The following is a 26,005-nucleotide window of genomic DNA, read 5'->3' on the forward strand; positions in this document are numbered from 1 at the left end:
CTGGCCCCAGCATCGGCAAGGCGACGCTGGGGCCAGGATGATCAGCCCAGCGGCGGGGTACGCGGCGGTACCATCCGGCGCGAACCGGTCGATTCAAAGGCCGCAGCAAAGCTCAGCAGCGCATTGTCGCTATAGGCCTTGCCTGCAAAGGTCAGGCCCACCGGCATGCCGATATCAGCCATCACACCCATCGGCACGGTCACGGTCGGCACGCCCAGGTGGCGGATCGCCAGGTTGCCGTTGGCCACCCAGATGCCGTTGCTCCAGGCGATGTCGGCCGAGGCCGGGTTGACGTCGGCATCGGCCGGGCCGACATCGGCCACGGTCGGGAACAGCACGGCGTCCAGGCCCTGCGCGTCCATCCAGTCTTCGAGGTCAAGCTTGCGGGTCTTTTCCAGCCCGCGCAGGCCATCGGGCAGGGTCTCGATCTGGTCCCAGGTCTTCAGGCCGCGCTTGGCCATGTTGACGTATTCGTCCATGCCCGCGGCCAGGTCGTCCTCACGGTTGGGCAGGGTGCCCGGGTCGTGGGGGAAGATCTGCGGGCCGTCGACATCGGCCAGGCGGTTGAGCTTGGGGTCATCGTTGGCCCGCAGGAAGTCGTCGAAGGCCCAGCCCGACAGCTCCCACAGCTCGTCATGGAGGAATTCCTTGCTGACGATGCCGCGGTTGTAGACGGTCGGCGCCCCCGGGCGGTCGCCTTCGCAGTTGGACACCAGCGGGAAGTCCACTTCCAGCACTTCGGCGCCAGCCGCTTCCAGGGCCTGGCGAGCCTGTTGCCACAGGGCGATGACGCTGTCGCGGGTGACGATGCGCTGGCCGGTCGGGCCACCGATGCCCGGCTTCTCCGAGGTGCCGGCTTCAGCGTCGGCATTGATGTACATGCGCGGTACGCCAAAACGTTTACCCTTGAGCGAGCTGGCATCGACAGCCAGGTCCAGGTAGGACGCCGGGCGCACCGAAGAGGCAGCCGGGATCGGTACCCATGGCTGCAGGCGCCACAGGTCGCCGCGTTTGTCGGCATCGTCGGCAACCACCACGTCGAGGATTTCCAGCAGGTCGGCCATGGTTCGGGCATACGGCACCACCACGTCCATGGTCGGAGTCAGCGGCCAGTTGCCACGTACCGAGATCACGCCACGCGACGGGGTGTAGGCGCACAGGCCATTGTTCGAGGCAGGGCCGCGGCCGCTCGACCAGGTTTCTTCGGCCAGGCCGAAGGCGCTGAAGCTGGCGGCGGTGGCGGTACCGGCGCCGTTCGACGAGCCGGAGGCGAACGGTGCGGTCAGGTACTTGGCGTTGTACGGGCTTTCGGCGCGGCCGTAGACGCCACGCTGCATGCCGGCATTGGCCATCGGTGGCATGTTGGTCTTGCCCAGGCACACGGCACCGGCGGCGCGCAGGCGTTCGATGGTGAAAGCGTCGCGCTGGGCGACCAGGTCCTTGAACGCGGGGCTGCCGGAGGCAGCGGTCAGGCCCTTGACCAGGTAGCTGTCCTTGGCGGTGTAGGGGATGCCGTCCAGCGGGCTCAGGGTCTGGCCCTTGGCGCGGCGGGCGTCGGAGGCCTCGGCTTCCTTGAGCGCATCAGGGTTGCGTACGACCACGGCGTTCAACGCGGTGGCGGTGTCGGCTCCATCGTAGGCGTCGATGCGCGCCAGGTAGGCCTTGACCAGCTCGACCGCCGTCGTGCGGCCCGTTTCGAGTGCGTCGCGCAGCTCGGCAATGGAAACCTCGGTTACCTCGATCATGCTTTCACCAAAATTTGTGCAGGTTGGGGCTAGTGCGAGGAGTGTACAAGAAGGGATCAGGGCTGGGAGGTTTGCGCGGCAGAAATGGTTTTTTGCAACGGGGCATTGTCGGGGCCGCCCAGCGGCCCCCGACAGCTTCAGTCAAGGTCGGCCGCCGAGTGCCGCTCGGGCACCTGGCTGGCTTCATCGCCCCAGGTACGGTTGACCCGGGTGCCACGCTGCACGGCCGGGCGCTGGGCGATTTCCTCGGCCCAGCGCTTGACCTGTGGGTATTCATCCACCGCCAGGAATTCCGCCGCGCCATACAGGTTGCCGCGCACCAGCTGGCCGTACCATGGCCACACGGCGATGTCGGCGATGCTGTATTCGTCGCCGCCGAGGTAGCGGCTTACCGCCAGGCGGCGCTCCAGCACGTCGAGCTGGCGCTTGGCTTCCATGGTGAAGCGGTTGATCGCGTACTCGATCTTGTCCGGCGCGTACACATAGAAGTGGCCGAAGCCGCCGCCCAGGTAAGGCGCGGCGCCCATCTGCCAGAACAGCCAGTTGAGGGTTTCGGTGCGTGCGGCGGGTGCCTTGGGCAGGAAGGCGCCGAACTTTTCCGCCAGGTGCAGCAGGATCGAACCGGACTCGAACACCCGCACCGGCGGTTCAGCGCTGCGGTCGAGCAGGGCGGGAATCTTCGAGTTGGGGTTGACCTCGACGAAGCCGCTGGAAAACTGGTCACCGTCGCCGATGCGGATCAGCCAGGCGTCGTATTCGGCGCCGCTGTGGCCGAGGGCCAGTAGTTCTTCGAGCAGGATGGTGACCTTGACACCGTTGGGGGTGGCCAGGGAGTACAGCTGCAGCGGGTGCTTGCCGACAGGCAGGTCCTTGTCATGGGTCGGCCCGGCGATCGGCCGGTTGATGCTGGCGAACTGGCCGCCGGAGGCCGCGTCGTTGCGCCAGACCTTGGGCGGGACGTAAGGGTGCTTGCTCATGCAGGGTTCTCCTGGGAAGTCGCGAATGCAGTCAGCCAAAGACGTTGACCTGCATCTATGCCACGGGTTCGGAGAAAAGCGCAAATGCATTGGGCGCGGGCACGGGCTGCATGGGGAATGGGTGGGGGCATTCGCGGGGCGTACCCGCGAATGCGCAGGGTCAGGCTACGGGAATGGTCGGGTCCGCCGCCGCCAGGGCCGCCGTACGGTCCGCCATCGGCGGATAGATCCAGATCGAGTTGATCTGCGCTTTCAGCAGCTTGGCCTCGGCCTTGTCGGTCGGTGGCGAGACGGTGCGCTCCCAGCCCTCGGTATACACCGCGCCCCAGGCGCCAAGGTCGAGGCAGGTCACGTACTTGGGCTGGCTGTAGGTCATCGGTGCCACGCCGATCAGCTCGGCCGCTGCGTTGTTGCCGGCATAGCGCCCCAGCGGAATGGCATGCTGGCACGACATCAGCGCGAAGTTGCCCTGGTTGTCGCAGGCGGCATAGGCCACGTCCCCGGCCGCGTAGACCGCGTCATTGCCGATGACCTTGAGGTTGCCGTCGACATGCAGCCGGCCTTGGCGGTCGCGCTCGCCGCTGATCTGTTCGGTCAGCGGGTTGGCCTTGAAGCCCACGGTCCAGATGACCGTGGCGGCGTCGATGCGCTGGCCGTCGTCCAGCAGCACCCCGTCACGGTCCACCGAGGCGACAGTGGTGCCGCAGATCCACTCGATGCCCAGCGCCTCGCAGGCCTGTTCGATGGCCGGGCGGATGCCGTCACCCAGCGCGGCGCCGATCTTCGCCCCGCGGTCGACCACAACCACCCGTAGCCTGGCGTCCTCACCGAGAATGGCGCGCAGGCGCGTCGGCAGTTCCGTGGCGGTCTCGATACCGGTAAAGCCGCCGCCGGCCACCACCACGGTGTTGCGTGCGGGGCTCTCGGGCAGGTCGGCCAGGGACTTGAGGTGGGTTTCGAGGCGCGCGGCGCTGTCGATCCTGTCGACATCGAAGACGTGCTCGATACCCACCATGTCCGGGCGATTGAGCACGCTGCCGCAGGCCATGATCAGGCGGTCGTAGGGCAGGTTGCATTCGGTGCCGGATGACGTGCGGTAGCGTACGCGCTGCTCGGCTTCATCGACATCGAAGGCCGTGCCGTGGACGAAGCGCACGTTCACCGCATCGAACAGTTCCTGCAGCGGTGCCGCCATGGTATGCACTTCAGGTTCGTAGAAGCGCGGGCGCACATGCAGTTCGGCCTGGGGGGCGAGCAGTGTCACCTGGACATCCCGGCGGCCGTGCAGGTCCAGTTGCCGGATGGCGCTCAGGGCGCTCCACAGGCCTGCAAAGCCGGCGCCAATGATCAGGATATTCTTCATCGTTATGCTCCTGGGTAGTCCATGAGGAAAGACCGGTAGACAAGACAGACCGTCATTGCGGTCAACGATGTTACGACCGGCCAGGTGCCGCACCCTAGGCCAGAGAACCCTGAATTTCGGCCAAAGGTACCGTGCGGGCAAAGCGCGCCCGGTAGTCGCGAGGGGTCACCGCCAGGTGGCGCTGGAAGGCCAGGCGCATGCGCTCTTCGCTGCCGAAACCGCACTGGCGGGCAACTTGCTCGATGTGGCCGTCACTGTTCTCCAGCAGCCGCCGCGCCGCTTCGAGGCGGAACACCTCGATGGCCTTGGCCGGGGTGCGGCCGGTTTTCTGCTTGTATACCCGGGTGAAGTTGCGCAGGCTCATGTGCGCCTGTTCGGCCAGGTGCTCGACGCTGAGTCGTGGGTCGTGCAGATGCTGGTTGAGCCATAGGTGCAGCGCCTCGAACGCCCCCGCGTCCTGGCCCTGGGACTTGAGCAGTTCGCTGAACTGGGCCTGGCCGCCGGGGCGCTTGAGGAACACCACCAGCTCGCGCGCCACCTGCATCGCCACGTCGCGGCCGCAGTCCAGTTCGACCAGGGCCAGGGCCATGTCGATACCCGCGCTCACACCGGCAGAGGTCCAGACGCTGCCCTGCTGGACGAAGATCGATTCAGGGTCCACTTCCGCGGCCGGGAAGTCGCGGCGCAATACCTCGCACATGGCCCAGTGGGTGGCGGCGCGCCGGCCATCGAGCAGGCCGGCACTGGCCAGCAGGAAGGTACCGCTGCAGACCGAAGCGGTGCGCCTGGCGTGGTGGCTGGCACGGCGCAACCAGGTGATCAGCGGGCCGTGATCGGGGAGGCTGCGGATGATGTCGGGGGCGCCGGGCACGATCAGCGTGTCGACGGTTTGCGTCATGACATCGTCCAGCCGCTCGCTGGCGACAACCAGGCCTTCGGCCGTTTGCTGCAGGCCACCTTCCAGGCTGGCGGTGTGCAGCCGGTAGCCTGGCAGGCCGCGCTCGGCCATGGCCTTGGTCGCGGCCCAGAACACGGTCTGCGCGCCACTGAGGTCGAGCAGGCCCATCTGCGGATAGGCGACGAAGACCAGCACCCTTGGGTGGTCGACGGGGAGCAGCGGTGGGTCGAGTTGCTGATTGGGCTCGGTCATCGTATCGGGCGTCGCCTGGTGGTGATGGCGTCCTCGGATTCAGAATGTTGGCGGAGTGATCACCCAGATGATCACGGCATCCACCTCGCCAGGGTTGCCATAGCGGTGCGGCTCCTGACTGGAGAAGCTGAAGCTGTCGCCTTCGCCCAGCAGGAAGTGACGCTCGCCAACCCACACCTCGAAACTGCCCGAGAGCACGTAACCCGCTTCGTCACCTTCATGGCTGTAGCTCTGCTGGCTGTAGGTGCCTGGTGGAAAACGCGAGTGCAGCATCTCCAGCTGGCGGTTGGGTTGCGGCGTGAGCAGCTGGTCGACGATGCCGTCCTCGTAATGCACGCTCAGCCGGCTGTTGCGCCGCACCACGTAACCTTGGTCTTCGGGGGCGGTGGTGGCTTCGCTGGCGAAGAACCACTGGATGGTCACCCCGAGGCTGCGGGCGATGTTGAACAGCGCCGGGATCGACGGGTACGACAGGTTGCGTTCCAGCTGGCTGATGTAGCCGGCGGTCAGCTCGCTGTGCGCCGCCAGCTCCGCCAGGGTCATGCCGCGGCGCTTGCGCAGGCCGCGGATGCGGCCACCGAGGAACTGCGGCGCGCTGCCGCCGTCTTCGGCGGCGGGCGGAAACTGGGGTTGCTGGCTCATGCGCTTCGGTCCATCGGGAAAGCCGCAGTATGGACAGGCTCAGAGCGCCCAGGCAACTGTCAGGCCTTCATGGATCGCCTCCTCGACCGTGCGTGGGGCCAGGCAGTCGCCGATGCGCCGCACCTCCACCAGGCCGGCCAGTTCTGCTGCCAGGGTGTCCTGAGGTTGGTGGCCGAGGCACAGTACCAGGGTGTCGATACCTTCGAAGATCATTGGTTGGCCGCTGGCGGTGTGCTGCAGGTAGACGGTGTTGTCGTCGCACCCGTACAGGCGGGCATAAGGTGTGATCGGGATGCCCAGGCGGTGCAGCTCGCCGGCCATCTGGTCGCGCACGTACAGCGGCAGGGTTTCGCCGCAGTGGGTGCCGTTCACCGCCAGCTGCACCTGGTGGCCATCTCGAGTCAGGCGCTCGGCGATGCCGGGGCCGATCCAGTCGCAGCGCCAATCGATCACCAGCACCGAGGGGCCAAGAGCGACTTCATTGCGCAGAACCTGCCAGGCATCCACCACCTGCAGCTCGCCGCTACGTTCGAACGAGGGCCAGTAGGGCGTGGCGCCGGTAGCGGCAATCACCAGGTCGGGACGTTCACGTTCGACCAATGCGCGATCAACACGTGTATTACGTACTACGCGAACCTCAGCCAGTTCCATCTCGCGCTGCAGGTTGGTGCTGGCGCCGCCGAACTCGCTGCGCCGGGGCAGCAGCTGGGCAAGCTGTATCTGGCCGCCGAGTTGTGTACTGGCTTCGTACAGCGTGACGTCATGCCCGCGGGCCGCAGCCACGGCTGCGGCTTTCATGCCAGCGGGGCCGCCGCCCGCTACCAGGATGCGCTTGCGCGCAGTAGCGGGGGCTGGGTGTTCGTACTGCAACTCGCGCCCGGTTTCCGGGTGCTGGATACAGGAGATCGGCAGGCCGCGGTGGAAGTGGCCGATGCAGGCCTGGTTGCAGGCAATGCAGGCGCGCACGTCCTCGACCTGGCCGCGCTCGGTCTTGGCCGGCATCTGCGGGTCGCAGATCAGGGCGCGGGTCATGCCACACACGTCGGCCTGGCCACGGGCCAGGATCAGTTCGGCTTCCTGCGGCTGGTTGATGCGCCCGGTGACGAACAGTGGGATGTCCAGGTGCTGCTTGAAGGTGCCGGCCTCGCGCGCCAGGTAGGCCGGGGCGATGGCCATGGGCGGCACGATATGCACGGCACCGCCCAGCGACGCCGAGGTACCGGCGACGATGTGCAGGTAGTCGACCTGGTCTTGCAGGGCCTGGGCGGCAGCGAGCGATTCGTCCTCGCTGAGGCCTTCGCTGTCGCGTTCGTCGGCGCTGATGCGCAGGCCGACGATGAACTGCTCGTCGGTGGCCGCCCTGACCGCTGCCAGCACCTCGCGCAGAAAGCGCAGGCGCTGTTCCAGGTCGCCGTTGTAGCCGTCGGTGCGCTGGTTGACCCGCGGGTTGAGGAACTGCGCCGGCAGGTAGCCATGGCTAGCCACTACCTCGACACCGTCCAGGCCGGCCTGGTGCAGGCGCCGGGCGGCGCTGGCATAGCCCTGGACGATTTCGTCGATCATCGCCTGGTCCAGCGCCCGCGGCATGACCCGGAAGCGCTCGTTGGGCACCGACGAGGCCGAATAGGCCACTGCCAGCAGGCCATCCGCCGACTCCATGATCTCCCGACCCGGGTGAAACAGTTGCGACAGCACCACCGTGCCGTGGGCATGGCAGGCCTCGGCCAGGCGCCGGTAGCCGTCGATGCAGGCGTCGTCGGTGGCCATCAGCACGTGCGAGGTGTAGCGGGCACTGTCATGCACCCCGGCCACCTGCAGCACGATCAGGCCGACCCCGCCGGCGGCACGGGCGCGCTGGTAGGCGATGAGCTTGTCGTTGACCAGGTTGTCGGTGGGCAGGCAAGTGTCGTGGCCGGTCGACATGATGCGGTTCTTCAGGCGTTTGCCGCGGATCTGCAGGGGTTCGAACAGGTGGGCGAAGGCGGTCGTCATGCGGGCGGCTCCGGTGCGGTGTCGTTCTTGTTTTTCTCATGAAAGTGTAGCGTCAGTAAAAAATCAACTTGTTTTTTTACTAGTGCCCGACTAGCTTTTTCCCAGCCACGGCAGTGGCGCGTGACCTCACTACAACAAGAAACGGGCCTTCGAGCTAAACGCTGGACGGCACCGACAGGAGGCAACTCGATGCAGGCATTTCCTCGCAGTACCGGCCTTTGCGCAGCGCTCCTGGCCTTCGGCCTGGGCAGTGCGCAAGCGGCGCCGCAGATGGTCGTGGTCGGCTATGGCGGCGCCGGTCAGAAAGCCCAGGATGTGGCGATCTTCCAGCCTTTCAGCGCCCAGGACGGCAGTAAGTTGATCCAGAGCGAATACAACGGCGAGATGGCGCGCATCCAGGTGATGGCCGATACCGGCAATGTCGACTGGGACGTGGTGCAGATCGAGGGGCCAGACCTGATGCGCGGCTGCGACGAGGGCATCTACGAGCACCTCGACTGGCAGCGCCTGGGGCATGCCGCCGAACTGATCCCCGCGGCGGCCCAGGACTGCGGCTCGGCGGCGCTGGTGTGGAGCGTGGCAATCGCCTACGACCGCGACAAGCTGGCCCAGGCACCGACCTCGTGGGCCGATTTCTGGAACGTGCAGAAGTACCCGGGCAAACGCGGCCTGCGCAAGCGCGCGGTGTACAACCTTGAGTTCGCCTTGCTGGCCGACGGGGTCAAGGTCGATGACGTGTACAAGGTGCTGTCGACCCCGGCGGGTGTCGAGCGTGCCTTTGCCAAGCTCACCGAGCTCAAACCGTACATCCAGTGGTGGGAGGCCGGCGCGCAACCGGCGCAGTGGCTGACGGCGGGTGATGTGGTGATGACCTCGACCTACAGCGGCCGCATCGCCGTGGCCGCCCAGCACGGCAGCCCGCTGGCGGTGGTCTGGCCTGGCAGCCTGTATGGCATGGACTACTGGGCGATCATCAAGGGCTCGAAGCACGTCGACCAGGCCAAGCGCCTGATCAGCTATGCCAACCAGCCGGATACCCAGGTGCGTTACGTCGAGCAGATCCCCTACGGGCCGACCAATACCAAGGCGGCGGCCAAGCTTGACCCGGCGCTGGCCAGTTGGGTGCCGACCTCGCCGGAGAACCTGCAGGGCGCCTTGGCGATGAATGTGGAGTTCTGGGTCGATCACGGCGAGGAGCTGGAGCAACGCTTCAATGCCTGGGCGAGCAAATGACGTAGTTTATCGGGGCTGCTTTGCAGCCCCAGATTCCAACAGGAAGAACAACAATGACCGCCACGGAACATACCCTGCGCCAGCAACTGGCCGCCTGCTATCGCCTGATTGCCCATTTCCGCATGTCGGACCTGATTTTCACCCATATCTCCCTGCGCTTGCCGGGCCCCGAACACCATTTCCTGATCAACCCCTACGGCCTGCTGTTCGACGAGATCACCGCCTCGAGCCTGGTGAAGATCGACCTGCAAGGCCGGCCGGTGGAGCCTACCGAATACCCGGTCAACCCGGCCGGCTTCGTCATCCACAGTGCCATCCATGCCGCCCGTGAAGACGCCCAGTGCGTGCTGCACACCCATACCCGCGCCGGTTGCGCGGTGGCGGCGCTGGAGTGCGGCTTGCTGCCGGTCAACCAGATGTCGATGGAGTTCCATGGCAAGGTCGCCTACCACACCTACGAAGGTATCGCGCTCGACCTGGACGAGCAGCAACGGCTGGTGGCGGACCTGGGTGACAAGCCGGTGATGATCCTGCGCAACCATGGCTTGCTGACTACCGGGCGCTCGGTGGCCGAGGCGTTCTTGCGCATGTATTACCTGGAGAAGGCGTGCGACATTCAGCTGGCGGCGCAGAGTGCCGGGCAACTGGTGTTGCCGCCGGAGGCGGTGTGTGCGCATACCGAGCGGCAGTTCAATGAGCCGATGCGCGGGTTGAGGCAGGGCGAGCTGAATGACCCGGATGCGCTGCAGCTGGCGTGGGCGGCTTTATTGCGGATGCTGGAGCGCATTGCTCCAGACTATCGCGACTGACTGGCCGGCCTCTTCGCGTCGAACCGCCGCGAAGAGGCCGGTGCAGGAAAACTCAGGACACGGCCATCAGCGCGCCTGCGGCACGATCATGCTGGCGGGGGCTTCGGCGGCTCGTCGGCGCGCCACGCAGTAGTACAGCACGCTCGGCACTACCAGCCCGATCAGCCACGACACATCCACACCCCCCAGGTGCGCGACCATGGGGCCGGTGTACAGCTTGGTGTCGATGAACGGCATCTGCACCAGCACGCCAAGGGTATAGACACTGATGCCAGGCCAGTTCCAGCGGCCATAGCGGCCTTGCGGGTCGGCCAGGGCCGGGATGTCGTAGCGCTCCTTGGTGATGAAGTAGTAGTCCACCAGGTTGACCGCGCTCCAGGGCACGAAGAAGGTCAGCAGGAACAGGATGAACGATTTGAACGCACTAAGGAACGAGTGCTGGCCGAGCAGGGCGACCAGCGTGGCGGCACCGACAATGGCCAGCACGAACACAAGGCGTTGCACGCGGCTGATCGCCAGGTGGCCACGGAAGCCGCTGATGATGGTGGCGATGCACATGAAGCTGCCATAGGAGTTCAGTGTCGAGATGGTCACCTTGCCGAAGGCGATGCTGAAGTACAGCAACGCCGCAGTGGTACCGGCGCCGCCGAGGCCGACGATGTAGGCCACTTCACGCCCGGAGAACTGCCCGCCGGCGATGGCCGCAGCAAACACGCCGAGAATCATCGACGCCTGCGCGCCGACGACCGAACCCAGGCCGGCGGCGAGGAAGGTCTTCACCGGCGAGGTGCTGCTCGGCAGGTAGCGCGAGTAGTCTGCCACATAGGGGCCGAAGGCGATCTGCCAGGAGGCCGCCAGCGACACCGAGAGCAGGAAGCTGGCCCAGCTGAAGTGACGGTTTTCCAGCAACTGGCCGATGTCGGCGAGCATCAGGATGCGGCTGAACAGGTAGACGAAGGCAATGACGCCCAGCACGCTGGCGACCCGGCCGATCCAGTGGATTACCCGGTAGCCGGCCAGGGTGGCGAGCACGATCACCGAGGCGAAGATGAGGATGCCGGTGCTGTCGCTGACGCTCAGCAACTGGCCAATGGCTTGCCCGGACAGCACCGTGCCGGTGGCGGTGAAGCCCAGGTACATCAGGCACACCAGCACCATCGGGATGGCCGCGCCATACACGCCGAACTGCACGCGGCTGGAGATCATCTGCGGCAGGCCAAGGCGCGGGCCCTGGGCGGCATGCAAGGCCATGACCGCGCCGCCGATCAACTGGCCCAGCAGCAGACCGATCAGCGACCAGAACACGTCGCCGCCGAGCACCACGGCCAGGGCGCCGGTGACGATGGCGGTGATTTGCAGGTTGGCGCCGAGCCAGAGGGTGAACTGACTGTACAGCTTGCCATGGCGCTCGGCTTCCGGGATGTAGTCGATAGAGCGCCGTTCGAGCACGGATTTGCGGGACATTGAGGGCTCCACTTCATTGTTCTTGTGTCAGGGGAGGGCCATCGTCGGCGCGCTGCGCGGATGGCGTCTGCCCGATATCATCATGTCTATACAAGTAGGGTCAAGTGAAGACTGCTGGGCATAACAGCCAATCTGTAGCGCAAGGGTTGGCCATAACTGTGCTGGTCCGTGGGCGGAAAATGGCCTTATGCTGTTACGAAATATGTCTAGAACGCCCGAAGAAGGAAGCTGCAATGCCGCTCAAGGACCTACTGATCGCCCTGGTGGTGATTGTCGCCTGGGGAGTCAATTTCGTGGTCATCAAGGTCGGCCTCGATGGCTTGCCGCCGATGCTGCTCGGGGCATTGCGTTTTCTGCTGGTGGCGTTTCCGGCTGTGCTGCTGGTCAAGCGGCCGAAGCTGCCTTGGGGCTGGCTGATCGCCTATGGCGCGACCATCTCCCTGGGCCAGTTCGCCTTCCTGTTCCAGGCCATGTACAGCGGCATGCCACCGGGCCTGGCGTCGCTGGTGCTGCAGTCGCAGGCGTTCTTCACCCTCGGTTTTGCCGCGCTGTTCCTGGGGGAGCGGCTGCGCCTGGCGAGTGTGCTGGGGTTGCTGGTAGCGGCCAGCGGCCTGGCGCTGATCGGTAGCGAGGACAGCGGCCATGTACCGCTGGTGGCGCTGCTGCTGACCTTGTGTGGCGGGGCCATGTGGGGCATGGGCAACATCATTACCCGCCGCTTTGGCTCGGTCGACCTGGTGGCGCTGGTGATCTGGGGCGGGCTGATTCCACCGCTGCCGTTCCTGGCGTTGTCGTGGTGGCTGGAAGGGCCGGAGCGGATTGGTCATGCACTGGCCAATATCGGCTGGAGCTCGGTACTGGCGCTGGCGTACCTGGCCTTCGTCGCCACCATGATCGGTTACAGCCTGTGGGGCAAGCTGCTGTCGCGCCACCCTGCGGGCAAGGTGGCGCCGTTTTCGCTGCTGGTGCCGGTAATCGGCCTGAGTTCGTCAGCCTGGTTGCTGGGTGAGCGGCTGACGGCCACCCAGGGCTGGGGCGCATTGCTGGTGATGCTTGGTTTGCTGGTCAATGTGTTCGGACCCAGGCTGGGGCAGCGTTTGCGGGCAGCCAGTGCGCAATAGCGGAAGCCACCGGCGCTTTTGTTAGACTTGGCCTTTTTTGCAAGGCCAAGGAGCGCAACATGATCATCTCCACCACCAGCCAGCTCGAGGGCCGCCCGATCGCCGAGTACCTTGGCGTGGTCAGCTCCGAATCGGTGCAGGGCATCAACTTCGTGCGCGATTTCTTCACACGTGTTCGCGACGTCTTCGGCGGCCGTTCCCAGACCCTGGAAAGCGCCCTGCGTGAGGCCCGCGCGCAAGCCACCGAAGAACTCATGGCGCGGGCACGGCAGTTGCAAGCCGATGCGGTGGTAGGCGTGGACTTCGAGATCAGCATGCCGTCGGTGCAAGGCGGCATGGTCGTGGTGTTCGCCACCGGTACTGCCGTGCGGCTGAAGTAGCTAAATGCCACTGGTCGGGTCCGCAGGTTTCGTCCGAGCGGTCCGCTTGTGACCGGCTAGTCTCACTGGCACAGGTCGCGTTTTTCAGGTCAGCCCATTGCTGGCTGACGCGGTCGCCACTGAATGGAGATAGGGGCATGAGCGAGTCCTTTTTCGAAGACAGCAACGATGCATTTCCGATCAATAGCCAGGTGCGTTGCGGCCAGGCGGCGTTTCGCCTCGGCTTCATCCACATGACCCTGGAGGAGTCGGAAGACCTCAAGCCTGCCTACCTGCAGCGCATCAAGAAGGGCCGCTTCACACCCCGGGTGCCGGCCAGGAAATAGGCCAGTCAAAAGGTGAACCTGCTCACAGATCCCCGCCCAACGGCGGGGTTTTTGTTGATGTTGCTTGATCCCGCTCATGGTAACCGCGGGTTGCTCTCGCGGCGGCGGCGCAGGTGTGGTCTTCTGGCGCGGCATCCAGGAAAGGGAGGATTGATTTTCCATGCGAGTCAGGGACGAAACCTATTGGCAGTGGGCCGATGCGCAGCTGCATAGCCGCTGCCATGACGAAGTGCTCAGCGACGGCACTTCGCTGGATATCCAGGTGCGCCTGTCGCGGCTCGGCGCGACACAACTGTTCCTTGGGCTTTATGGGCAGGACGGCAGGGCACTGCTGGAGGAATACTACCCGGCGCGGCCCGGCGAAACCATGACCCGCGCGCTGGTGTGGGGGGTTAACCGGGCTCGGGCGCTGGCGATCGGTGCGTTACCGATGCCGCAGCGCCGACAGCGGGCATGAAAAAGCCCGGCCTATGCAGGCCGGGCTCGCTAAGTGGTGGCCAACCCTCAGTTCAGCGGATCGATCACCTTGACTGCCTGCCGCTCACGGGCGGCGGGCCATTCTTGTTGCAGGGTCTGTAGCACGCGGCCGACGAACTCGGTGTCGGCGGCGGCCTTCTTGCCGACGTAGCCCTGGCCACGGCGGTAGACCTTGAAGCGGGCGCGCATGCTGGGCAGGTGCGCTTCGAATTCATCTTCGACCGTGTTCGGCGGCAGGCGGTCGATGCGCACCTCGCCGGTCTGGCTGACCCACAGCAGGTGGTCGTCGAGGCTGTCCTTGCGTACCGCGAACAGCTGGGCCAGTTGGTCGATAGTCGGATTGTCGTTCAAGTTCATCATAAAGCCCCCATCACCTATTTGTTGTTGATTGTCACAGTTGGCGCCACAGGTTGTAGCGCACTACCAAGGCTGCTACAGCAGCATCGCAACAGGGGCTTTCTCACGCTGCCTTTTGGACAGATTCCCTCTCCACGGACGGCCTGCGTTACCGCGCAAGCCGTCTGGAACACCCTTGCCACCGCTCCCGATCAGGGAGACGGCCTCATCATGCACAAGGCCGACGAACGTCGTCAATGGTTTTGTAGTGAATATTTTTATTCACTACATTCTTGTCATATTGTCTGGCAATCAGTTCGGCGGTGACTCAGCGGTCGAGCCCGGAAAGGATCTGGAAGGCCGCCCGAACTCGGGCTTCGTTGGGGTAGTTGCGGTTGGCAAGCAGGACAATGGCCCTGCCTTGGGACGGGATGAAGGCAGCGTAGGCGCCGAACCCGTTGGTGGAGCCGGTCTTGTTGTACCAGGCGGCAGGCAGGCCCGGAAGCGCCGGCTGCAGGCGCTGGGTGGCCTGGGGTTCACGAATCAGGCGCGGGCTGTTGCCATCGACCAGCGTGTCCAGCGCGACCGGGTAAGGGTAGCGCTCCCAGCCCAGGCCCTGGGTCATGCTGCCAACCCTGAAGTAGCCCGCCTGGGTGATGCCGATGGCGTTGCGCAGCGCCGACGGCAGTTGCGCAGGCTGCATGTGCAGGCGCACGTAGCGCAGCAGGTCGCTGGCGCTGGTCTTGATGCCATAGGCTTCGTCGGCATAGGGACCAGGGCTGACGCGCACCGGGTGGTTTTGCGCGTCGTAGCCCTGCGCATACAAGGCCTTTGCCGCTTCTGGCACCTGCAGGTAGGTGTGCTGCAGGCCCATCTGCGGTAGCAGGTGCTGGGTCATGACGGCTGCGAATGGCGTGTGTTGCGCGCGTGCCGCGAGGTCGCCGAACAGCCCCAGGCTCGGGTTGGAATAGCAGCGCTGAGTGCCAGGTTCGCTGCGGGCCTTCCAGTTGCGCAGGAATGCCAGTGCCTGTTCTGCAGTCTGCACCTCATCGGGAAATTGCAGTGGCAGGCAGTCGGCGCTGTAGGCACCCAGCTCCAGCACACTGGCCTCGCCCAACGGCGCACCGGTCAGGGCCGGCTCGTAGCGCCGGGCAGGGGCGTCCAGGTCGAGCTTGCCTTCGGCACTGGCCAGCGCCACGAGGGTGGCGGTGTAGGTCTTGCTCAGTGACCCGATTTCGAACAGGGTGTCGGCGCTCACCGGCTTGCCGTCGGCCTTGCTGGCCACACCATAGCTGAAGTAGTGGGCCTGGCCGTTGTCATAAACCGCCACGGCCATGCCGGCGATGTCCTGTTGTTTCATCAGCGGCCGGATGACCTCGTCCACCTGGGCCTGCAGCGGCTCGGCCGCGTGTGCCGAGGCAAGGCCGAACAGCATCAGCAGTGGAGCTAGACGTACGCGTGGCATGCAAAGGGGTCCTTTTCGTGGATGTGTCCGTTGAGCGACACCAATGGGGGTTCCGGCGTTAGCGGGAAAAAACCCAAGACCTTATCGTCAGGCCCTGCACAACGACAAGATGGAAACTGTTATGAAGTATTTGCGCATGTTGTTCGACAACTTCACGCTGTGCCTGCTCGGGGTGGTACTGATCGCCACCGTGCTGCCTTGCTCGGGCGAAGGCGCGGTGTATTTCGGCTGGCTGACCAACCTGGCGATCGGCCTGCTGTTCTTCCTGCACGGTGCGAAGTTGTCGCGCGAAGCAATCATCGCGGGTGCTGGCCATTGGCGCCTGCACCTGCTGGTGTTCTCCTGTACCTTCGTGATGTTCCCGCTGCTGGGCCTGGCGTTCAAGCCGCTGTTCGTGCCGCTGGTAGGCAACGAACTGTACCTGGGCGTGCTGTACCTGTGCGCGCTGCCAGCCACCGTGCAGTCGGCGATCGCGTTCACCTCGCTGGCCCGCGGCAACGTGCCGGCTGCCATCTGCAGCGCGGCGGCGTCCAGCCTGATCGGCATCTTCCTGACCCCGCTGCTGGTAATGATGCTGCTGGGCGCCAGTGGCGATACGGGTTCGGGGCTGGACGCCGTGTTGAAGATCACGCTGCAGTTGCTGGTGCCTTTCGTGGCCGGGCAGATTGCACGCCGCTGGATCGGGGCGTGGGTCAAGAAGAATGCCCGCTGGCTGAAGAGCGTCGACCAGGGTTCGATCCTGCTGGTGGTGTACACCGCGTTCAGCGAGGCCGTGGTCACCGGCCTGTGGAACACCGTGTCGCCGCAGCACCTGGCCGGGCTGTTCGCCGTCTGCGGCATCCTGCTGGCGGTGGTGCTGTTCGGTACGCGCATGCTGGGCAAGCTGCTGGGCTTCAACCTGGAAGACCGCATCACCATCCTGTTTGCCGGGTCCAAGAAGAGCCTGGCCACCGGGGTGCCAATGGCCCAGGTGCTGTTCGTGGGGAGCGGCATCGGCGCGATGATTCTGCCGCTGATGCTGTTCCACCAGATTCAGTTGATGGTGTGTGCGGTACTGGCACAGCGCTATGCCAGTCGGGAGCAGGTGGGTGAGGGGGCTACCGCTTCGTCCTGATCGCCAGATGATGCTTGTACTGGCCTCTTCGCGGGTAAACCCGCTCCCACAGGATGTGTACCAGTCTTGAGAGCAGTGCAGAATCTGTGGGAGCGGGTTCACCCGCCAAGAGGCCGGAACAGGCTATCTCGCTTGCCCGGCACTGCGCTCGCGCAATGCCTTCCCGACTTCGGCCTCGATCTTGTAGGCCGGGCCTTCCAGCTCTTCATAGTTGCGTGTGTAGCGCCGGGCAAACTCATTCACGCCTAGCTGCTGGTACTGCTGCACATGCTTCAGCTCGTGTGCCCACAATGCCACGTTGTCCTCGGCATCGCTGGCGTGCCGGAAGATGATGGTATCGACCAGGGTTACCGCGTTCACGTCCGGGTTCTGCAGCATGGCGTTGGCCGCCGTGACTTGCTGCTCATCACCGACCCGGTAGCGCGCTGCATCGAGCACGGCAAAATCATACCAGGGCTCCAGTTGTGCGCGGATGTGCAATGGGATCGGTTGACTGCCGCTGGCGGTGGCCTCGTCGCGTGCCTGCTGCAAGGCAAACGCCAGGCTGCTCGACGCTACGGCCTCGACATCGTGCAGTATCTGCCCGGCCTGGCCAGGGTCGATCGGCGCGCAGAAACAGCCCATCAGGCACACCTGGTACTGCCCGGCCGGGCAGGCCTGTTCGGCCAGGGCGGGCGCTGCCAGCAGTAGCCCCAACAGCAGGTTAATGGCCTTCATTCAATGCCATGTCGACAAAGCCTTTGCTGGCATCGAGCAACTGCTGTTGCACCTCCTCGCTGGCCAGCATGCGCCCAACCACCAGGGCGCCGACACACTGGCTGATCAGCACCCAGGCCAGCGCCGCGTCTTCCAGGGTTTCGCTCCACGCCCCATGCAAACCTACCAGCCAGTGCTCGGCCTCTTCGCGCACAGGCCGTTCGGCGCGGGCGATTTCCACCCCCAGCGGTGGCAGCGGGCAGCCGCCCTCGGCATTGTGCAGGTGGGCCAGGCTCAGGTACTGCTGCAGGCAACGGGCCAGGCGTTCGCGGCTGGCCCCCTGATTGGCCAGGCGGGCCAGCGGGCTGTTGCACAGCTCTTGGCGGACCACCTCGGTGAACAGGTCGTCCTTGGACGGGAAATGGTTGTAGAAGGCACCGCCGGTCAGGCCGATGGCCTTCATCAACCCGGCCACGCCGGTGCTGGAAAAGCCGCCACGCTTGGCCAGCGCGCCGCTGCTGGCCAGCAGCTTGTCGCGAGTCTGCTGCTTGTGTTCGGTGGAGTAGCGCATGCACGACCTCTTCGCGCTGCTTGACGATGGGGGCGATCATAACATAGCGTTCGTTTACTAAACGATCATTCACCAATGGAGTCCGGCATGCTAGAACAACAAAAAGTGGTGCTGGTGATCGGGGCCGGGGACGCCACCGGTGGCGCAATCGCCAAGCGCTTTGCCCGTGAGGGCTATGTCGCCTGTGTTACCCGTCGCCAGGCCGATAAGTTGCAGCCGTTGATCGATGAGATCCGCGCTGAAGGGGGCCAAGCCCATGGTTTCGGCTCGGATGCGCGCAAAGAGCAGGAAGTTGCCGAGCTGATCGAAACCATCGAACGTGATATTGGCCCGATTGAAGCTTTTGTCTTCAATATCGGCGCCAATGTGCCGTGCAGCATCCTTGAGGAGACCCCGCGCAAATACTTCAAGATCTGGGAAATGGCCTGCTTCGCCGGCTTCCTCACCGGCCAGGCCGTGGCCCGGCGCATGGTCACCCGTGAGCGTGGCACGATCCTCTTCACCGGCGCCACCGCAGGCACTCGCGGCGCTGCCGGTTTCGCCGCCTTCGCCGGGGCCAAGCATGGCCTGCGTGCCTTGGCCCAGAGCATGGCGCGCGAGCTTGGCCCGCGCAACATCCACGTGGCCCATGTGGTGGTGGATGGGGCCATCGACACCGCGTTCATTCGTGACACGTTCCCCGAACGCTACGCGCTGAAGGATCAGGACGGTATCCTCGACCCGGCGCACATCGCCGACAGCTACTGGTTCCTGCATGCCCAGCCCCGGGATGCCTGGACCTTCGAACTGGACCTGCGCCCGTGGATGGAGCGCTGGTAAGCCTGCCTGAGCAAGGAGCGTGACCTATGAGCAAGACCGTGGAGTTCTACTTCGACCTGGGCAGCCCGGCCAGTTATCTGGCCTGGACCCAGCTGCCTGCGCTGTGCGCCCGGCATGGCGCGACCCTGATCTACCGGCCCATGCTGCTGGGCGGGGTGTTCCAGGCCACCGGCAACGCATCACCGGCGATGATCCCTGCCAAGGGCCGCTACATGTTCATCGATCTTGGCCGTTACGCCCGCCGTTATGACGTGCCGTTCGGGCTGCCGCCGGGGTTCCCGGTGAACACCCTGACCCTGATGCGCGGCACCCTCGGCATGCAGCTTCGTGCGCCCGCGCAGTTCGACGCGTTGTTGGCCGTGCTGTTCAAGGGGCTTTGGCAGCATCAGCGCAACTTGAGCGATGGTCAGGTACTGAATGAAACGCTGCACCAGTCTGGCTTCGACCCTGAGGCGTTTCATGCTCTGGCGGCCGATGGCGAGGTAAAGGCCGAACTCAAGCGGGTGACCGAGGAGGCGGTTGCGCGGGGTGTGTTTGGTGCGCCGACCTGCTTTGTCGATGGGCAAATGTTCTTCGGCCAGGATCGCCTGGATTTCGTCGAAGAAGCGCTGAGCCGTTGAGGCTGGATGGCCTCTCCATGGGTGAGGCCATCGCGGGCTCAGAAATTCGCCGGGGTGTTGGCGCTGATGATTTCCGCCTCGTCCGGGCCGATGTTCTTGAAGCTGTGCGGCAGGGTAGTAGGGATGTAGTAGCCATCGCCCGAGTTGAGGATGCTCACTTGGCCATCGACCCACAGCTCCACGGTGCCACGGGTAACCAGGCCACATTCTTCGCCTTCGGCATGCACGATCGGCTCGCCGGAGTCGGCGCCGGGGGCATACAGTTCACGCAGCATGCGCATCTGGCGGGCCTCGACGCTGGCACCGACCAGCAGCATGCGCAGGCCATTGCGGCCCAGGTCCGGCTGCTCGCTGGCGCGGAACACGAAGCGCTCTTCGCGCACCGGCTCGTCGAAACTGAAGAACTCGGCCAGGGTCATGGGGATCCCTTCGAGGAGTTTTTTCAGGGAGCTGACCGACGGGCTGACACGGTTCTGTTCGATCTGCGAGATCGTCGAATTGGTCAACCCGCTGCGGCGGGCCAGTTCCCGTTGGGAGAGATTGTTGCGTTCACGCACCAGTTTGAGTCGCGTCCCCGTGTCCATAGCCGCCTTGTAATCAGAGGTGTTTAAAATAATTAGCGACGCATTAAAACATACTCTGCACGCTTGCGCGCTGTGCTTTCAGGCGCGTTGGTCACGCGGCAGCGGCCACAGCCCGACCAGTAGCAACAGCAGTGCCACCGCCAGGAACGGCAGGCGTGGGTCCAAGGCGTAGACCAGGGTTCCGGCCAACGGGCCGATCACCGCCCCCATGCCTTGGGCTGCGCCAATCGAGCCGGCGGTGGCACCTTGTTCCGAGGCCTGCATGGCATTGGCTGCCAGCGCGGAAAACGCCGGGAATACAAAGCCCATACCGGCTGCAGCGACAAAATAGCAGCTCCACAGCCAGGGCGCCGTGGTGGCCAGCGCGCCAGCGGCGAAACCCAGCCCCGACACGCTGGCACCGACCCGGATCATCTTCAACGGTGGCCACTCCAGCTGGCGCAGCAGCACCTGCGACAGGATCAGCGCCACCCCGACGGTGGTCAGGGCGACACCGGCAGCCTGTGCGGCATCGGTCGGCGCCAGTTGCAGGCGGTCGAGGGCGAAGAAGCCGACGACGATCTGCGAAACCGTGACGCTGAGCATGGCGCTGAACGCCACCAGCAGTGGCCGGCGCAAGCGGGCGTCGCTGAGCCGAACCGGGCTGGGCGCATAGGTTTGGGCAAGGGGCTGTGGTTTGAGCTTGAACAACACCACCAAGAAGGCGCTGGCCGGCAGCAACGACATGATGTGAAAGGGCAGGCTGAGGCTGTGCTGGGCCAGCACGGCTGCCAGCGCCGGCCCCACCACCAGGCCGACGGCATTCGCCGCGCCCAGTGAAGCCATGGCCCGCGCCCGGCGCTGCGGTTCGACATGGTCGGCGATCAGTGCATTGCAGCCCACCGGTATGGCAGCGTAGAAAGCGCCGATGCAACCGCGCGCCAGCATCAGCCCGACGAAGGCCAGGCTTGCCCCTGGCAACCAGCGCAGCGCACCTTCGACGAACAGGCACAGTAGCCAGTAGGCCAGGGTGAAGCCAGCGCTGCCCATCAGCAGGATGCGGCGACGCCCCAGGCGGTCGGACAATCGCCCCCAAGGGCGCGCGAGCAGCACCCAGACCACGCCGGCCACCGTCACCGCCGCGCCGGCCTGCCAGGTGGCCATGCCCAGCAAGCGCGAGATCGGCCCGATCAGCGCGACGAAGGCCATCATCGACATGGTGCAGGCCATGTTGGCCAGCAGCAGCGGGCGCATGTCCAGGGCGTTGGCAGGGGCAAGCAGGGCAGGGTCCTTTGCGGTGTTCATCGGGCAGTCCAGAGCAGGTCGACAAGCTAGCTGTCGAGATGAGTGAGAGTAGTCATCGTGAGCCCGCCTGGCGTCAGCCTGTCATTCGCTGCGCCGCACGTGGCCTGGCCACATGCTACGCAACACGCCGTCCCGACGCACCAACGCATGCATCAGCGCCGCGCCCAGATGCACCAGTACAGTGGCGAACAGCAGGTAGCCTGCCCAGCCATGGGCCTGGCGCAGCAAGGCATACAGCTGCAGGTCGTGCGGGGCGATCGCCGGCAGTTGCAGGGGGCGTGGGTAGCCGCCCGCCGACAGCATCGCCCAGCCCAGCAGCGGCATGGCCAGCATCAGGGCGTAGAGCAGCAAGTGCGAGGCGCCCGCGGCAACACGTTGCAAGGCAGGCAGGTCGGTGGGCAAGGGCGGATGTGGCAAGGTCAGGCGCAGGCCGATGCGCACGATCACCAGTACCAGCAGTGCCAGGCCTGTGGCCTTGTGCAATTCGACCAGCAGCGGGTGGCGCGGTGACAGGTCGCCGACCATGCTCACGCCAATGAACAGCATGCTGATGATCAGGATCGCCATCAGCCAGTGCACCAGGCGCGCCATCGGGTGGAAGACTTCAGGTTTCATCGCTTTGCTCCTGCGCCGAGGGACTCGCGGCTGCGGCGGTTGAATGATTCCGAATAGGCCGCCGAACGGGCGGCGAGGATTGGGTCGGCGGACGGTTCGATGCCACCGGGCAGGATCAATGGGTCGAAGTTCAGGTCACGGCAAGCGCCTTGTTCGGGGGCGTCGACCTGTTCGATCACCAGGCTGCCGGCATCGACGCGACGGCGTTCGGCCGGCCAGGGACGAGCCGGGTCGTCCACCGCATCGCCCTGGTCTGCCAGCACCAGGCGCAGGGTCCAGCGCAATGGCCCTTGAGCCAGGCGCTGTTGCAGGTCGTGCTGGAGGAACTGTTTGTCGTCGACCTGGCCGGGCAGGGCGGTGAATGGCGTTTGCGGTTCCAGCTGCCAGCGTACCGGGTGCGCGGTGCCGTGGGCGTCGATCAGGCGGAAGGCATTGATGCTGTGGTACTGGGTGCTGGCGAAGCTGTCGCTGGGTTTGTAGCTTGCCGCCCACTGGCGAAATGCCGCGCTCTCCGGGTGGGCGGCGAAAAATGCCTGCAGCTTTGCCGGGTCTGGCTTGCCAGTGGCCGGATCTGGCGCGCCGGCCAGCACCTGGTCGTAGAAGCCTTGCGGTGTGCTGACCGCCAGCACGGGCGGGTTGTTCATGCCGGTACGCCAGACTTGGCCGTCATCGGTACTCAACTGGATTGCCAGGCTGCGCACCGGTATGCCGGTGTCCGGGGCGAACGGGTTGGCACCGCCGATGGCGAAGCGGCCGATCACCGGCACTCGCGCCTGGCTGAAAGCCCGTGCAGTCGACAAGCTCGCGGCCTGGCCACTGGGCTCGAAGTAGCCGCTGACGCACAGGCCCTTGGCGTGGTTCTTGCGATACCCCGGGTAGTGCCCGGCCTGGGCTTCGAAGGTATCGATGATGCGTTGTGGCGTCAGCTGCGGCCCGCCTATCCAGCCTGCGGCATAGGCGAAGCCGGCGCCCAGCGCCAGCAGCACGGTGCCGATGCCGGCCAGGCGCAGCGCCTTGGCAGGGCCTTGCAAGGGTGAGTTCATGGTGGTCATCCGGTTCAGTGAAGGTGGCGGTACGACGGCCTGGGGAAAAACTTATTCCCTGGGCGGGAATAAATTTTCTTGCCGGGCGTCTGCCCCTACACTGACAACCCCAGCGCCCGGTACCTGACCATGCACGATCTGGACGAACAGCAATGGCGTGAGCTGTTGCAGCGCTTGCGCCGCTTTGCCCTGTGGCTGACCCGTGAGCCCGGCAGTGCCGATGATCTGGTCCAGGCCACCATCGAACGCGCCTTGAGCCGCCGAGACCAGCAACGCGAAGCCGAGGCGCTGCGCGCCTGGCTGTTTACCATTCTTTATCGGCTGTTTCTCGATGCCAAGCGCCGCGAGCGCTTGCATGCCCGCTGGCTGTCATGGTTCGGCCGCAGCGCGGTGGAGCATGAAGCACTCGGCGATAACACCGAGGACATCGTCCTGGCCCAGGCCGACTTGCAGGCCTTCGCCCAGCTCTCGACCGAACAGCGGGCCTTGCTGTTGCTGGTGAGCATCGAGGGGCTCAGTTACAAGGAAGCGGCGGCAGCCCTGGAAATCCCTATTGGCACGGTGATGTCGCGCCTGTCGCGTGCCCGTGCTGCCTTGCGTGAACTGACCGAAGGCAACCCCCAGCCGCCGGCCTTGCGGAGACTCAAATGACACGCCTGATTCCTGGTGAAGACGAACTGCACGCCTATATCGATGACCGCCTGGAGCCCACCCGCCGTGCCGAGGTGCAGGCCTGGCTGGCGGCCAACCCGCAGGAAGCGGCGCGGGTCGAGGCCTGGCGCAACGATGCCCGGCGCCTGCGTGCGGCCTTGGCAGGGTTTGCCGAGCAGCCTGGGGCGGCCACGCTCGACCTGCGTCAGGTGCAGCAGCGGGTGCGCCAGCGTCGCCAGCGGCGGCTGGCTTCGGCGGCGGTGCTGTTGCTGGCCATGGGGGTCGGCGGGTTGGGTGGCTGGCAGGCACGCCAGGTGACCTTGGCCAGCCATGTATTGCCGATGGCCGATGCGGTGCAGGCCCATCGGTTGTTCGCCGGCAGTGAGGCACTGGATATCCAGGCCAGTGACCCGGCGCAATTGCGCGACTGGCTGGGCCGGCATTTCAACCGCGTGGGCCAGCTCCCTGACCTGGCGGGTTACGGCTTCGAGCCGGTCGGCGCGCGCTTGCTCAGCAACGAGCAGGGGCCGGCAGCGCTGTTGGTATTCCAGGATCGTAACGGCCAGCGCATCAGCCTGTTCCTGCGCTCGCCGGGCGACCGCTATGAACGCATGCCGCAGGGGCAGCGGGTCGATGGGCAACTGGAGGCGCGATACTGGTCGCATGGGGCGTACAACTTTGCCCTGGTCAGCGCGGCGGACGATGGGCGTGGGGCAGGGGTTGGGGAGGCGTTGCGCCTGGGGCTCTAGCGGGTATCGTGTGTGTCTCTTCGCGGGCACGCCCGCTCCCACAGGATTACCACAAGCTCGAGCGTTGTGGGTTCCCTGTGGGAGCGGGCGTGCCCGCGAATGCGTCGGATCAGGTCAGCTCAATTCGAGCCAGATCGGCGCATGGTCGGAAGGCTTTTCCATCCCGCGCAGCTCATAGTCCACGCCGGCCGCCTTGATCCGCGGCACCAGGGCCTGGGAGGCCATGATCAGGTCGATGCGCAGGCCGCGCTTGGGTTCGTCCTCGAAGCCGCGGCTGCGGTAGTCGAACCAGCTGAAGCGGTCGGCTACGTCCGGGTGCAGGTGGCGGAAGCTGTCCACCAGGCCCCAGCCCTTGAGGCGTTCCATCCACTCGCGCTCTTCCGGCAGGAAGCTGCACTTGCCGGTCTTCAGCCAGCGCTTGGCGTTGTCCGGGCCGATGCCGATGTCGCAGTCCTGGGGCGAGATGTTCATGTCGCCCATCACCAAGACCGGCTGGTCGTTCTTGAACTGCGCTTCGAGCAACGCTTGCAGATCGCTGTAGAAGCGCTGCTTGGCCGGGAACTTGGTGGGGTGATCACGGCTTTCACCTTGCGGGAAGTAGCCGTTCATGACAGTGATCGGGTTACCGTCGGCATCGGCGAAGGTGCCCCAGATGAAGCGGCGCTGCGCATCTTCTTCATCCGTGGCAAAGCCCTTGGACAGGCTCAGCGGCGCCTGGCGCGAGAGCAGGGCGACCCCGTAGTGGCCCTTCTGGCCGTGGTAGTGCACGTGGTAGCCCAGCGCCTGGACATCGGCCAGGGGGAACTGATCGTCGCTGACCTTGGTTTCCTGCAGGCCGATCACGTCCGGCTGGTGCTTTTCGATCAGCGCCGCCAGCTGGTGCGGGCGGGCCCGCAGGCCGTTGATGTTGAAACAGACGATCTTCATTGGAAAGACAATCCTGGTAAAAGGCCGGATGCTAGCCGACATCGGCGATGATCACCAGCATGGCGGCCAGGCCCTGGCACTGCTAACGTGCTGGGTGAGGTGAACGATGCGCAGTGGAGCACCTCCAAGGCACTGACATGCCCTTTCCAGGAGGACGACCCGCCATGCTCGAAACAGCTGCCGCCCAGGCGCGTATCTGCACCCTCGATGACGGCTACAGCCGTGAGGCACGCTCGCTGTTGTACAACGCCTACCGCCACGAACCGACTTTTGCCTATATCTTCGAAGCCCAGCGCCCAGGCTACGAGCGCCGGTTGCGGGTGATGGTGCGCGAGTGGGTACGTCAACATTTTTATCTGCAGCTGCCGGCCATCGGCCTGCTGCTGGAAGACCGCCTGATCGCCATGGCCCTGATCGTGCCGCCGCAACGTCGCCTGGGTGTGGCCGACAGCTGGGCCTGGCGCTTGCGCATGCTGCTGGGCACCGGCCAGCGCTGTACCCGACGCTACATGGATTACCAGGCCGCGCTGGCCAGCTGCCTGCCGAGCGGGCAGGTGCACATGCTGCCGCTGCTGGGGGTGCATCCGCAATTTCGAGGCTGTCACTATGGCGAGCAATTGTTACAAGCTGTTCACGATTGGTGCGCGGAAGACCCAAACACCCAAGGCGTGGTGCTGGACTCTGGCAACGAGCATTACCTGGCCTTTTACGCGCGCCAGGGCTATGAAGAGATAGGGGAGGTAGCTGTAGGGCCAGTCCGGGAAAGGGTGTTCTTTCATCCCAACCCAGTCTCATCCATGTCATCAATTGCTTGAACTGTGCCGCCAGGCGCCTCCCTTGAGCGCCTGGCTC

28 protein-coding genes are annotated in these 26,005 nt (G+C 65.2%); 12 read left to right on the forward strand and 16 right to left on the reverse strand.

Features of this window, described 5'->3' with window-relative positions; genetic code table 11:
- Positions 1-41: 41 nt before the first annotated feature.
- The 6 genes from ACTORR_RS26875 to ACTORR_RS26900 form a co-directional block, all read right to left on the reverse strand.
- Positions 42-1,745, reverse strand: coding sequence for an amidase (locus tag ACTORR_RS26875; RefSeq protein WP_441344080.1), 1,704 nt, complete (start codon positions 1,743-1,745; stop codon positions 42-44).
- A 137-nt stretch (positions 1,746-1,882) separates the two neighbouring features.
- Complete coding sequence (gene yghU / locus ACTORR_RS26880; RefSeq protein ID WP_054887349.1) at positions 1,883-2,722, reverse strand: glutathione-dependent disulfide-bond oxidoreductase; 840 nt, start codon at positions 2,720-2,722, stop codon at positions 1,883-1,885.
- Between the two features lie 160 nt (positions 2,723-2,882).
- Positions 2,883-4,085 (reverse strand): NAD(P)/FAD-dependent oxidoreductase, encoded by a 1,203-nt coding sequence (locus tag ACTORR_RS26885; RefSeq protein WP_313365414.1) that lies wholly within the window; start codon positions 4,083-4,085, stop codon positions 2,883-2,885.
- 94 nt (positions 4,086-4,179) lie between these two features.
- Positions 4,180-5,235, reverse strand: coding sequence for a GlxA family transcriptional regulator (locus tag ACTORR_RS26890; protein WP_313365413.1), 1,056 nt, complete (start codon positions 5,233-5,235; stop codon positions 4,180-4,182).
- A 39-nt stretch (positions 5,236-5,274) separates the two neighbouring features.
- Positions 5,275-5,877 (reverse strand): helix-turn-helix domain-containing protein, encoded by a 603-nt coding sequence (locus ACTORR_RS26895; RefSeq protein ID WP_054887346.1) that lies wholly within the window; start codon positions 5,875-5,877, stop codon positions 5,275-5,277.
- A gap of 39 nt (positions 5,878-5,916) precedes the next feature.
- Entirely contained in the window at positions 5,917-7,869 is a 1,953-nt protein-coding gene (locus ACTORR_RS26900) for an oxidoreductase (RefSeq protein WP_313365412.1), read from the reverse strand.
- 189 nt (positions 7,870-8,058) lie between these two features.
- Here ACTORR_RS26900 and ACTORR_RS26905 point away from each other — a divergent pair, with 189 nt between their 5' ends.
- Both ACTORR_RS26905 and ACTORR_RS26910 read left to right on the forward strand, forming a co-directional pair.
- A complete protein-coding gene (locus ACTORR_RS26905) occupies positions 8,059-9,102 on the forward strand; it encodes an ABC transporter substrate-binding protein (RefSeq protein WP_099813937.1) in 1,044 nt (347 codons plus the stop codon).
- Positions 9,103-9,155: 53 nt separating this feature from the next.
- Positions 9,156-9,911, forward strand: a complete 756-nt coding sequence (locus tag ACTORR_RS26910) for a class II aldolase/adducin family protein (RefSeq protein WP_262110085.1) — start codon at positions 9,156-9,158, stop codon at positions 9,909-9,911.
- Between the two features lie 66 nt (positions 9,912-9,977).
- Here the strand turns inward: ACTORR_RS26910 and ACTORR_RS26915 are convergent, their stop codons facing one another.
- Positions 9,978-11,375 (reverse strand): purine-cytosine permease family protein, encoded by a 1,398-nt coding sequence (locus ACTORR_RS26915; protein ID WP_441344081.1) that lies wholly within the window; start codon positions 11,373-11,375, stop codon positions 9,978-9,980.
- A 233-nt stretch (positions 11,376-11,608) separates the two neighbouring features.
- Here ACTORR_RS26915 and ACTORR_RS26920 point away from each other — a divergent pair, with 233 nt between their 5' ends.
- The 4 genes from ACTORR_RS26920 to ACTORR_RS26935 all read left to right on the forward strand — a co-directional run bounded on the left by ACTORR_RS26920 (position 11,609) and on the right by ACTORR_RS26935 (position 13,659).
- Positions 11,609-12,496 (forward strand): EamA family transporter, encoded by an 888-nt coding sequence (locus ACTORR_RS26920; RefSeq protein WP_054887341.1) that lies wholly within the window; start codon positions 11,609-11,611, stop codon positions 12,494-12,496.
- A 59-nt stretch (positions 12,497-12,555) separates the two neighbouring features.
- On the forward strand, positions 12,556-12,876 hold the full coding sequence (locus ACTORR_RS26925) for a YbjQ family protein (RefSeq protein WP_054887340.1): 321 nt from the start codon (positions 12,556-12,558) through the stop codon (positions 12,874-12,876).
- A 137-nt stretch (positions 12,877-13,013) separates the two neighbouring features.
- Complete coding sequence (locus ACTORR_RS26930) at positions 13,014-13,202, forward strand: hypothetical protein (RefSeq protein ID WP_054887339.1); 189 nt, start codon at positions 13,014-13,016, stop codon at positions 13,200-13,202.
- Positions 13,203-13,362: 160 nt separating this feature from the next.
- A complete protein-coding gene (locus tag ACTORR_RS26935; protein ID WP_099813939.1) occupies positions 13,363-13,659 on the forward strand; it encodes a hypothetical protein in 297 nt (98 codons plus the stop codon).
- A gap of 47 nt (positions 13,660-13,706) precedes the next feature.
- Here ACTORR_RS26935 and ACTORR_RS26940 read toward each other — a convergent pair whose 3' ends face one another.
- Complete coding sequence (locus ACTORR_RS26940) at positions 13,707-14,039, reverse strand: hypothetical protein (protein WP_054887337.1); 333 nt, start codon at positions 14,037-14,039, stop codon at positions 13,707-13,709.
- 304 nt (positions 14,040-14,343) lie between these two features.
- Positions 14,344-15,480, reverse strand: a complete 1,137-nt coding sequence (ampC, locus tag ACTORR_RS26945; protein ID WP_313365637.1) for a class C beta-lactamase — start codon at positions 15,478-15,480, stop codon at positions 14,344-14,346.
- A gap of 121 nt (positions 15,481-15,601) precedes the next feature.
- Here ampC and ACTORR_RS26950 point away from each other — a divergent pair, with 121 nt between their 5' ends.
- Positions 15,602-16,594 carry a bile acid:sodium symporter family protein gene (locus ACTORR_RS26950; RefSeq protein ID WP_409521039.1) on the forward strand — a complete coding sequence of 331 codons (993 nt, stop codon included), beginning with the start codon at positions 15,602-15,604 and terminating at the stop codon, positions 16,592-16,594.
- 123 nt (positions 16,595-16,717) lie between these two features.
- On the opposite strand, the gene ACTORR_RS26955 is transcribed toward ACTORR_RS26950, so the two are convergent.
- Together ACTORR_RS26955 and ACTORR_RS26960 are read right to left on the reverse strand one after the other, a co-directional pair.
- Positions 16,718-17,311 carry an eCIS core domain-containing protein gene (locus ACTORR_RS26955; RefSeq protein ID WP_313365635.1) on the reverse strand — a complete coding sequence of 198 codons (594 nt, stop codon included), beginning with the start codon at positions 17,309-17,311 and terminating at the stop codon, positions 16,718-16,720.
- Positions 17,298-17,861, reverse strand: coding sequence for a TetR/AcrR family transcriptional regulator (locus ACTORR_RS26960; RefSeq protein ID WP_313365634.1), 564 nt, complete (start codon positions 17,859-17,861; stop codon positions 17,298-17,300). Before ACTORR_RS26960 ends, ACTORR_RS26955 begins: the two co-directional genes overlap by 14 nt.
- A gap of 87 nt (positions 17,862-17,948) precedes the next feature.
- On the opposite strand from ACTORR_RS26960, the gene ACTORR_RS26965 reads away from it, so the two are divergent.
- Together ACTORR_RS26965 and ACTORR_RS26970 are read left to right on the forward strand one after the other, a co-directional pair.
- Positions 17,949-18,680 (forward strand): SDR family oxidoreductase, encoded by a 732-nt coding sequence (locus tag ACTORR_RS26965; protein WP_313365633.1) that lies wholly within the window; start codon positions 17,949-17,951, stop codon positions 18,678-18,680.
- A 26-nt stretch (positions 18,681-18,706) separates the two neighbouring features.
- A complete protein-coding gene (locus tag ACTORR_RS26970; RefSeq protein ID WP_441344082.1) occupies positions 18,707-19,300 on the forward strand; it encodes a 2-hydroxychromene-2-carboxylate isomerase in 594 nt (197 codons plus the stop codon).
- 38 nt (positions 19,301-19,338) lie between these two features.
- Here ACTORR_RS26970 and ACTORR_RS26975 read toward each other — a convergent pair whose 3' ends face one another.
- The 4 genes from ACTORR_RS26975 to ACTORR_RS26990 all read right to left on the reverse strand — a co-directional run bounded on the left by ACTORR_RS26975 (position 19,339) and on the right by ACTORR_RS26990 (position 22,826).
- On the reverse strand, positions 19,339-19,884 hold the full coding sequence (locus tag ACTORR_RS26975) for a cupin domain-containing protein (RefSeq protein WP_054887330.1): 546 nt from the start codon (positions 19,882-19,884) through the stop codon (positions 19,339-19,341).
- A gap of 78 nt (positions 19,885-19,962) precedes the next feature.
- Positions 19,963-21,168, reverse strand: coding sequence for an MFS transporter (locus ACTORR_RS26980; RefSeq protein WP_054887329.1), 1,206 nt, complete (start codon positions 21,166-21,168; stop codon positions 19,963-19,965).
- A gap of 81 nt (positions 21,169-21,249) precedes the next feature.
- Positions 21,250-21,783, reverse strand: coding sequence for a cytochrome b (locus ACTORR_RS26985; protein WP_313365848.1), 534 nt, complete (start codon positions 21,781-21,783; stop codon positions 21,250-21,252).
- Complete coding sequence (locus ACTORR_RS26990; protein ID WP_054887419.1) at positions 21,780-22,826, reverse strand: catalase family peroxidase; 1,047 nt, start codon at positions 22,824-22,826, stop codon at positions 21,780-21,782. Before ACTORR_RS26990 ends, ACTORR_RS26985 begins: the two co-directional genes overlap by 4 nt.
- A gap of 129 nt (positions 22,827-22,955) precedes the next feature.
- Here ACTORR_RS26990 and ACTORR_RS26995 point away from each other — a divergent pair, with 129 nt between their 5' ends.
- Both ACTORR_RS26995 and ACTORR_RS27000 read left to right on the forward strand, forming a co-directional pair.
- Entirely contained in the window at positions 22,956-23,477 is a 522-nt protein-coding gene (locus tag ACTORR_RS26995) for a sigma-70 family RNA polymerase sigma factor (protein ID WP_099813946.1), read from the forward strand.
- Positions 23,474-24,226: an anti-sigma factor family protein gene (locus ACTORR_RS27000; RefSeq protein WP_099813947.1), complete on the forward strand. Its 753-nt coding sequence runs from the start codon at positions 23,474-23,476 to the stop codon at positions 24,224-24,226. The genes ACTORR_RS26995 and ACTORR_RS27000 overlap by 4 nt, the downstream gene beginning before the upstream one ends.
- A 114-nt stretch (positions 24,227-24,340) precedes the next feature.
- On the opposite strand, the gene xthA is transcribed toward ACTORR_RS27000, so the two are convergent.
- On the reverse strand, positions 24,341-25,153 hold the full coding sequence (gene xthA, locus ACTORR_RS27005; RefSeq protein ID WP_099813948.1) for an exodeoxyribonuclease III: 813 nt from the start codon (positions 25,151-25,153) through the stop codon (positions 24,341-24,343).
- A 164-nt stretch (positions 25,154-25,317) separates the two neighbouring features.
- Here xthA and ACTORR_RS27010 point away from each other — a divergent pair, with 164 nt between their 5' ends.
- Positions 25,318-25,968 (forward strand): GNAT family N-acetyltransferase, encoded by a 651-nt coding sequence (locus ACTORR_RS27010; protein WP_054887325.1) that lies wholly within the window; start codon positions 25,318-25,320, stop codon positions 25,966-25,968.
- The last annotated feature ends 37 nt before the right edge of the window (positions 25,969-26,005 follow it).

The sequence above is a fragment of the Pseudomonas sp. SAR267 genome (assembly GCF_052077595.1).
GTDB lineage: Bacteria > Pseudomonadota > Gammaproteobacteria > Pseudomonadales > Pseudomonadaceae > Aquipseudomonas > Aquipseudomonas vlassakiae.

What these genes read in the sequence shown, in the direction of transcription:
- ACTORR_RS26985 (WP_313365848.1), bottom strand. Translation starts at nt 21,783, where the DNA reads ATGAAACCTGAAGTCTTCCACCCGATGGCGCGCCTGGTGCACTGGCTG.
- ACTORR_RS26875 (WP_441344080.1), bottom strand. Translation starts at nt 1,745, where the DNA reads ATGATCGAGGTAACCGAGGTTTCCATTGCCGAGCTGCGCGACGCACTC.
- ACTORR_RS26980 (WP_054887329.1), bottom strand. Translation starts at nt 21,168, where the DNA reads ATGAACACCGCAAAGGACCCTGCCCTGCTTGCCCCTGCCAACGCCCTG.
- ACTORR_RS26975 (WP_054887330.1), bottom strand. Translation starts at nt 19,884, where the DNA reads ATGGACACGGGGACGCGACTCAAACTGGTGCGTGAACGCAACAATCTC.
- ACTORR_RS26920 (WP_054887341.1), top strand. Translation starts at nt 11,609, where the DNA reads ATGCCGCTCAAGGACCTACTGATCGCCCTGGTGGTGATTGTCGCCTGG.
- ACTORR_RS26970 (WP_441344082.1), top strand. Translation starts at nt 18,707, where the DNA reads ATGAGCAAGACCGTGGAGTTCTACTTCGACCTGGGCAGCCCGGCCAGT.
- ACTORR_RS26990 (WP_054887419.1), bottom strand. Translation starts at nt 22,826, where the DNA reads ATGAACTCACCCTTGCAAGGCCCTGCCAAGGCGCTGCGCCTGGCCGGC.
- ampC (WP_313365637.1), bottom strand. Translation starts at nt 15,480, where the DNA reads ATGCCACGCGTACGTCTAGCTCCACTGCTGATGCTGTTCGGCCTTGCC.
- ACTORR_RS26930 (WP_054887339.1), top strand. Translation starts at nt 13,014, where the DNA reads ATGAGCGAGTCCTTTTTCGAAGACAGCAACGATGCATTTCCGATCAAT.
- ACTORR_RS26955 (WP_313365635.1), bottom strand. Translation starts at nt 17,311, where the DNA reads ATGAAGGCCATTAACCTGCTGTTGGGGCTACTGCTGGCAGCGCCCGCC.
- ACTORR_RS27000 (WP_099813947.1), top strand. Translation starts at nt 23,474, where the DNA reads ATGACACGCCTGATTCCTGGTGAAGACGAACTGCACGCCTATATCGAT.
- ACTORR_RS26940 (WP_054887337.1), bottom strand. Translation starts at nt 14,039, where the DNA reads ATGATGAACTTGAACGACAATCCGACTATCGACCAACTGGCCCAGCTG.
- ACTORR_RS26895 (WP_054887346.1), bottom strand. Translation starts at nt 5,877, where the DNA reads ATGAGCCAGCAACCCCAGTTTCCGCCCGCCGCCGAAGACGGCGGCAGC.
- ACTORR_RS26950 (WP_409521039.1), top strand. Translation starts at nt 15,602, where the DNA reads ATGAAGTATTTGCGCATGTTGTTCGACAACTTCACGCTGTGCCTGCTC.
- ACTORR_RS26910 (WP_262110085.1), top strand. Translation starts at nt 9,156, where the DNA reads ATGACCGCCACGGAACATACCCTGCGCCAGCAACTGGCCGCCTGCTAT.
- ACTORR_RS26915 (WP_441344081.1), bottom strand. Translation starts at nt 11,375, where the DNA reads ATGTCCCGCAAATCCGTGCTCGAACGGCGCTCTATCGACTACATCCCG.
- ACTORR_RS26995 (WP_099813946.1), top strand. Translation starts at nt 22,956, where the DNA reads ATGCACGATCTGGACGAACAGCAATGGCGTGAGCTGTTGCAGCGCTTG.
- ACTORR_RS26885 (WP_313365414.1), bottom strand. Translation starts at nt 4,085, where the DNA reads ATGAAGAATATCCTGATCATTGGCGCCGGCTTTGCAGGCCTGTGGAGC.
- ACTORR_RS26965 (WP_313365633.1), top strand. Translation starts at nt 17,949, where the DNA reads ATGCTAGAACAACAAAAAGTGGTGCTGGTGATCGGGGCCGGGGACGCC.
- yghU (WP_054887349.1), bottom strand. Translation starts at nt 2,722, where the DNA reads ATGAGCAAGCACCCTTACGTCCCGCCCAAGGTCTGGCGCAACGACGCG.
- ACTORR_RS26925 (WP_054887340.1), top strand. Translation starts at nt 12,556, where the DNA reads ATGATCATCTCCACCACCAGCCAGCTCGAGGGCCGCCCGATCGCCGAG.
- ACTORR_RS26935 (WP_099813939.1), top strand. Translation starts at nt 13,363, where the DNA reads ATGCGAGTCAGGGACGAAACCTATTGGCAGTGGGCCGATGCGCAGCTG.
- ACTORR_RS27010 (WP_054887325.1), top strand. Translation starts at nt 25,318, where the DNA reads ATGCTCGAAACAGCTGCCGCCCAGGCGCGTATCTGCACCCTCGATGAC.
- ACTORR_RS26890 (WP_313365413.1), bottom strand. Translation starts at nt 5,235, where the DNA reads ATGACCGAGCCCAATCAGCAACTCGACCCACCGCTGCTCCCCGTCGAC.
- xthA (WP_099813948.1), bottom strand. Translation starts at nt 25,153, where the DNA reads ATGAAGATCGTCTGTTTCAACATCAACGGCCTGCGGGCCCGCCCGCAC.
- ACTORR_RS26905 (WP_099813937.1), top strand. Translation starts at nt 8,059, where the DNA reads ATGCAGGCATTTCCTCGCAGTACCGGCCTTTGCGCAGCGCTCCTGGCC.
- ACTORR_RS26900 (WP_313365412.1), bottom strand. Translation starts at nt 7,869, where the DNA reads ATGACGACCGCCTTCGCCCACCTGTTCGAACCCCTGCAGATCCGCGGC.
- ACTORR_RS26960 (WP_313365634.1), bottom strand. Translation starts at nt 17,861, where the DNA reads ATGCGCTACTCCACCGAACACAAGCAGCAGACTCGCGACAAGCTGCTG.